The sequence below is a fragment of the Armatimonas sp. genome, assembly GCF_043760365.1.
Lineage (GTDB): Bacteria > Armatimonadota > Armatimonadia > Armatimonadales > Armatimonadaceae > Armatimonas.
This window is the reverse complement of sequence record NZ_JAYUPA010000246.1, coordinates 1-5,719: the sequence shown is the minus strand read 5'-3', so window position 1 is coordinate 5,719 and position 5,719 is coordinate 1. Positions and strand designations below refer to the sequence as shown.

The window sequence follows — 5,719 nt, the reverse complement described above, 5'->3', positions numbered from 1 at the left end:
CACTGGCAGCGGGGCCAAAACTAACACTCACCCCGCACTTTAGTGCGGCTCTGATGCCCGGCTATGAGCAGCCGGTCACGGTGACACTCACCAACCCGGCGGATGGAGCGGCCTTCTCCGGGGAGGTTGTCCTCAGCCAGGGGACGCAGCAGTGGCAGACACCTGTCACTCTTCCCGCAGGGGCATCGGTGGCGACTGTGACTGTGCGCGTTCGCTATGCATCCAGTAGCTGGCTCCCGTCCAAAGTGCTACTGCGCAGTACACGCGGCGATGTCGTGGCGGCGCAGACCTGGAACCCCGCCGTGAAGCCGGAAGGGCTCCTGCGAGTTCTCGTGGTCAGCAAAGATGGTAGCGCGGGTACATGGGAGGGCCTCAATGGCCAGGTCAGTGGCGTCCACCGCGAATCGGGCCGACTCGTGCCCGGCGGGCCCCGTCGTGTGCCGGGACAGGTAGGGATGAGTAGGGAGCTGCCGGACGAAGATTATTTTTCGGTCGTCGCCGCCACACCCAGCCAGCTCACCGAGCAGGCAAGCGCACTGGCTCAGTTTGGAATTGTCGTCCTGACTAGCGAGCAGGGGCTGAGCGCGGGGCAAAAAGCGGCGCTGCAGCGCTGGGTAAACGCGGGCGGTATTTTGGTGCATCCGGAAGAAACCGACACCCCGGAGAGAGTGGAGCTGCTGGGAGCGGGGAGGATCGTTCACACGAGCGCAACGCCCTCGGTGAAGGCGCTTGTGGCCCCCTGGAACTATGTCGGTTCCCTGCGTGCCCGTTTTGCAGGGCAAGAGGAAGAGAACTACGCCTCTTCTATGGCGGGGCTCTTTCCGCAGGTGCTGAAAAGCTCGGGGATGCAGGCACCCCCGTTTTCCACCATCGCGCTCTTTCTGGGAGCCTACTTACTTGCCGTAGTGCCGCTTCAGTATCTGATCCTACGCCGCCTCGATAAGCGCGAGTGGGCGTGGGGAACGACTCCGCTGCTGGCTGGCGCTTTTGCCCTGGGGGCCTACGTGGTGGGCGGCCAGGGCCGTAGCCGGGCGGCGTTCTACAACACGGCAGCCGTGATCGAGACCGCTGCGGGGCGAACCACCGGAGCTGCTGTCGCACGCTTTGGGCTCTACTCCCCAGACCGAACGACCTACAGCCTCACGGCGCCGACTGCCGATACGTCCTTCTTTAGAACGGTCGGGGATCTGTCAAGCCTCAGCTCGGCTCAAGTACCCGGTCAGCCCACGCGTCTCCAGGACTTTGCTGTGCCGCAGTGGGCCATGCGCAGTGTCAGCCTCTACACCACCGATCTGCCCTTGGGCGGTGGCGTGACAGCATCCCTGAAGCGCCGGGGCGCTGTTCTGGAAGGCACCGTGACCAACAACACCGGAGTCACACTGGAGTCCGTTCAGGTTCACTTTGGCACAGGACGCGCTCTTATCCCAAATCTGGCTCCCGGCGCGACCCAAACCGTCGGTCTTAGTTTTTACGGCCAGGAAACTTTACTCCACCGTGTTGTTTCTGGACCTCCTCCCTCGCCTGATAGTAAAGAGGCAGCGCGGCGGTTCTTCCCGATGTTGTCAAATTCTGTGCCGGATGAGCAACCCAGCGTGTATGGAAATCCTAGTCGAAATCGTTACGGCTCTGTGACACGAACCAATGAGGCCCTGATCACGGCGCTAACATCACAGGAACTGGTTCCCGTGACCATTGAGGGCGGACGAGCCACTCCCCGGACGACCGACAGTCTGCTGATCATCCACGTGCCTATTGAGTAGCCTCCTCTTTCCCTAGCCCGGAACGGGCTTTGCGGCTGAGGGACGAAGCCATTGCAGACGCCGGTTTCAACCGGCGGCAAAAGCGCGTACAATAGCCGCATGAACGTATTATTTCTGGGAGGCACGGGCCTCATTTCAACGGCGATTGCGCGTAAGCTGCTTCAGCGTGGCGAGCAGGTCACTTGCTTCAACCGGGGGCGTAGTGAGAATCGCCTGCCTGCGCACCCGAACCTGACAATTGTTAAGGGGGACCGCAGTGATCGCGCGGCCTTTGAGGCGCTCTTTGCAGATAAGCACTACGATGTGGTCGTGGACATGATCTGCTTTAGCCCCGACGATGCCGCATCGAGCATTCGGGCGTTTAAGGGCCGCTGCGGGCACTTTATCTTCTGTTCGACGGTCTGTGTGTACTCCGGCCCGCCTGTCACCATTCCGACACCCGAGAGTGAGCCTTATCACTCAGTTGGTGGCTATGGCAAGAATAAAGCCGCCTGTGAGCAGCTTTTTCTGAGTGAGCCGGACTTTCCTGTCACTGTGATGCGCCCCTCGCACAGCTACGGCGAAGGGGGAACGCTCATCCGGCCCGTGGGCGGCTGGGGGTCGTTCGGGACGTTTCCAGATCGCTTGCGCAAAGGCCTTCCGGTGATTGTCCCCGGCGATGGAACGGGCCTCTGGGCGAGCTGCCATGTGGACGATGTCGCGGAGGGCTTTATCTCCGTAATGGGCAAAGAGAAGACGTTTGGCGAGTGCTTCAATATCACCGGGGAAGAGAACATGACGTGGAATGATTATCACAAAGTCGTTGCCGAGGTGGTTGGCGGCACGTTCAATCCTGTCTACATTCCTACCAGTGCGCTCTCTGAACTCGCCAAGCCAGAATGGACCGGCGGGCTGCGTGAGATCTTTGCCTGGCCCAGTATCTTCACCACCGATAAGATCAAGGCTATCGGCGGCTACCCCGGCCAGAGTGTCTCCTGGGCTGTGGGTGCGGCGCGGACAATCGCTTGGATGGAGGCAAATGGTAAGGCTCAGCCCGCCGAGAGCGACACCTACGAGGATCGGCTGATCGCAGCGTGGCAGGCGGCACTTCAGACACTGAACACATTCGATGCATACGATTGAGCGTATTGCTTTTTCCTACTGGTGGTTTGTTTAATTGCCATGATCGGGCGGCGGCTAGGGCTGCTGGAAACCTCGCGTTTGTCTTTATTTTTTGAATGGATTGCTGAACTTGGTATCGCTCGTGATTGTGTTGTCGGTGAGAGTGCGCAAGAACGCCACGAGAGCATCGCGGTCTTCGCCAGGAAGGGACAGGCGCTGGGGGGTGCCGCCTGGGCCTTTGAGCCGGTTGTCGAGCGCGGGGCCATCTTTCACGCCGCCAATGTAGTGATCCACCACTTGCTCCAGCGTGGCAAAGCGCCCATCGTGCATGTAGGGACCCGTGATTCCGACATTCTTGAGTGAGGGGGACTTGAAGATTCGGGTCTCGCCCGCATCCAGGCCATTGCTACGGGAGTTGGCATTAAGCGAGAAGGTCGGCACGCTATGGCACCCGGCGCAGCCCGCACCACCCTGGTTGGGGGCGAGCAGATAGACCTGCTTGCCACGCTCCTCTTGATTCGTGAAGCCTGCGAACTGCTGGCCCACTCCTCCGCCCGGAATCCCCGGGTTAAAGACCTTGGCGAACTCGGTGTCGAACTTGCTACTTACAGAGACCATGCTACGCTCGTACTGGGCAATGCTGCGCTGGATTCGGTCCTCAGTGATTGTGCTGTCGCCAAAGGCAAAGCGAAAGAGCTCGGGGTAGTAGGGCAGTGCGTTCATCTTGGCAACGACAGCCGCCATTCCGCCGTGTGCGGCATCGAAGCCCATCTCGACAGAATTCTGGATTGGCTGGGTAGCTTGGGCTTCCAGGCTCGCCGCGCGGCGATCCCAGAACATCTGCATTCCGGTGTAGAAGCGTGCATTGGCGATGCGCATGCTATGTGCTCCCGTGAGTCCACCCTCGAAGCCCACACTGAGTGTCTTATTGTCCACAAAACCCTTGCTCTGGACATGGCAGGTCGCGCAAGCCACCGTATCGTTGCGGCTGAGGCGCTTGTCGAAGAATAGGACACGCCCGAGTGTTGCCCCTCGGTCTGTCACGGGGTTGTTGCCTGGCGTATTGTCTTGGGAGCGGACATTGGCATCGTAGTGCACGGGATAGGCAGGACTTGCGTAGTTGAAGAGGTTATTCACATCCAGTGTCGTGTACTCTTTGGTTCCCGCAAACGGATCCGGTGTGGGGGTCGGAGTGGGAGTAGGCGTGGGAATCGGAGTCGGGCTTGGCGTGGGAGTCGGGCTTGGCGTGGGGAGGGGCGTTGGTGAGGGAGTTGCGCTCGGTGTTGGTGTTGGTGTCGGCGTTGCGCCCGGCACCGGGGTCGGCGTCGCGCCGGGTACGGGTGATGGTGATGGCGTCGCACCTGGTTCTGGTGTTGCGCCCGGGACAGGAGTGGGTGTGGAGACAGGCACGGGTGTCGGAGTGGGAGCGACGGTACCACCTCCTCCGCCCCCACAGCCCATTGTTGCCAGGGTAAGCGCTTGCAGGCCCAGAGTAGCCGAGATCAGGAAGCGACGACGAGGAGCGAGCAAGTTTTTTGTGTCCATAGTGGCATCAGGGTAAATCCGAGTCGTGAAGAAGTCATGAAGCGGACCCACCCGCGGACCCACCCGCGGACCCACCCGCCTCGTCCCTCGGCACCCTCCCTCAGGGCAGGGAGGGTACAATGAGAACCATGAACGACAAGCGCTGCTACGAGCTTCGTATTTACACGGCGGGGGAGGGCAAGCTCGATGCCCTCAATGCCCGCTTCCGCAACCACACGCTCGGGCTTTTTAAGAAGCACGGGATGACCAGTGTGGGCTACTGGATGCCCTCGGAAAAAGAGAACCCGGAGCGCAAACTCTACTACGTGCTCTCGTACCCGAGCCGGGAGTTTCGCAACGCGGCGTTTAAGGCCTTCGGGGCCGATTCTGAGTGGCAGGCGGTCTATAAAGAGTCTGAAAAAGACGGCAAGCTGGCCGTGAAAGTGGAGTCGCAGTTTCTGCACACGCTGGATTTCTCACCCAAGCTCCCGGCCAAGTCCGCGCGGCAGCCACGGGCCTTTGAGCTGCGAACCTACTACGCCTCGCCGGGGAACTTAGCGCGGCTCCAGAGTCGTTTTCGGCAGCATACCGCCAAGCTTTTTGAAAAGCACAAGATGACCAATATCGCCTACTGGGAGCTGGATGCCGATCAAAAAGGCGCGGACAACACGCTGGTCTATCTGATGGCCTACCCGAGTGAAATGGCCCGGAAAGCTTCGTGGGACACGTTCCGCACCGACCCGGCGTGGCAAGCGGCGCGAGAGGCATCGGAGAAAGAGGCGGGGGGAGCGCTGACGCTGAAAGAAAAGGGCGTGATTTCCGTGCCTCTGGTTCCCACGGACTACTCCCCGCTAGTGTAGGCGAGCGGTATAATGCAGGCTATGAGCGAGACTGAGCAAGCACAAATCGAGGCACTGCGTCGGCGAGAAGATGCCGGGGAAACTCTCAGCCTTCCTGAGGCGGCACAGCTCGCGGCGGTCTATGCTCAGGTTGAGGCGGAGGAGGAGGCGCAGCTTGCTCCTCGCCGCTGATCTAGGCGGGTGCGGCACGCCAGAGCTGCGTTGCTGGGCTCGCCGCTCCTACCACTGCGCTGAGGAACAATCCGGTACTCGCGGTGGATGCCTGCCCCGGCGTTTTCATGAAGCCAGGCAGTGCGCGTCGTGTAGCCGATCTTCTCCCAAGGCTGCCCTGGCCCGGTGCGCGTCTCGATATCGTAGGTGATGCCGCTTCCCGTTGGGCCGCTCCAGTCCAGAAAATTATCGCCGGAGGGACGCGGCTTGCAGACAAGATCGTCCACACCGGGAATCTGCCCATGCCCCTTCCCCGTTTGCTGG

6 protein-coding genes are annotated in these 5,719 nt (G+C 60.8%); 4 read left to right on the top strand and 2 right to left on the bottom strand.

Annotation, left to right across the window (positions count from 1 at the left end):
* Together ACH2EH_RS05990 and ACH2EH_RS05985 are read left to right on the top strand one after the other, a co-directional pair.
* The coding region (locus tag ACH2EH_RS05990; protein WP_395139888.1) for a hypothetical protein at positions 1-1,760 on the top strand (1,760 nt) is incomplete at its 5' end.
* A gap of 99 nt (positions 1,761-1,859) precedes the next feature.
* Positions 1,860-2,882, top strand: a complete 1,023-nt coding sequence (locus tag ACH2EH_RS05985; RefSeq protein WP_395139886.1) for an NAD-dependent epimerase/dehydratase family protein — start codon at positions 1,860-1,862, stop codon at positions 2,880-2,882.
* A gap of 84 nt (positions 2,883-2,966) precedes the next feature.
* Here the strand turns inward: ACH2EH_RS05985 and ACH2EH_RS05980 are convergent, their stop codons facing one another.
* Positions 2,967-4,406 carry a cytochrome c peroxidase gene (locus ACH2EH_RS05980; RefSeq protein WP_395139884.1) on the bottom strand — a complete coding sequence of 480 codons (1,440 nt, stop codon included), beginning with the start codon at positions 4,404-4,406 and terminating at the stop codon, positions 2,967-2,969.
* A gap of 128 nt (positions 4,407-4,534) precedes the next feature.
* Here ACH2EH_RS05980 and ACH2EH_RS05975 point away from each other — a divergent pair, with 128 nt between their 5' ends.
* Both ACH2EH_RS05975 and ACH2EH_RS05970 read left to right on the top strand, forming a co-directional pair.
* Complete coding sequence (locus ACH2EH_RS05975) at positions 4,535-5,245, top strand: NIPSNAP family protein (protein ID WP_395139882.1); 711 nt, start codon at positions 4,535-4,537, stop codon at positions 5,243-5,245.
* Positions 5,246-5,266: 21 nt separating this feature from the next.
* Complete coding sequence (locus ACH2EH_RS05970; protein WP_395139881.1) at positions 5,267-5,416, top strand: hypothetical protein; 150 nt, start codon at positions 5,267-5,269, stop codon at positions 5,414-5,416.
* Here ACH2EH_RS05970 and ACH2EH_RS05965 read toward each other — a convergent pair.
* On the bottom strand, positions 5,371-5,719 hold a 349-nt coding region (locus tag ACH2EH_RS05965; RefSeq protein ID WP_395139879.1), incomplete at its 5' end, for a hypothetical protein. The genes ACH2EH_RS05970 and ACH2EH_RS05965 overlap by 46 nt on opposite strands.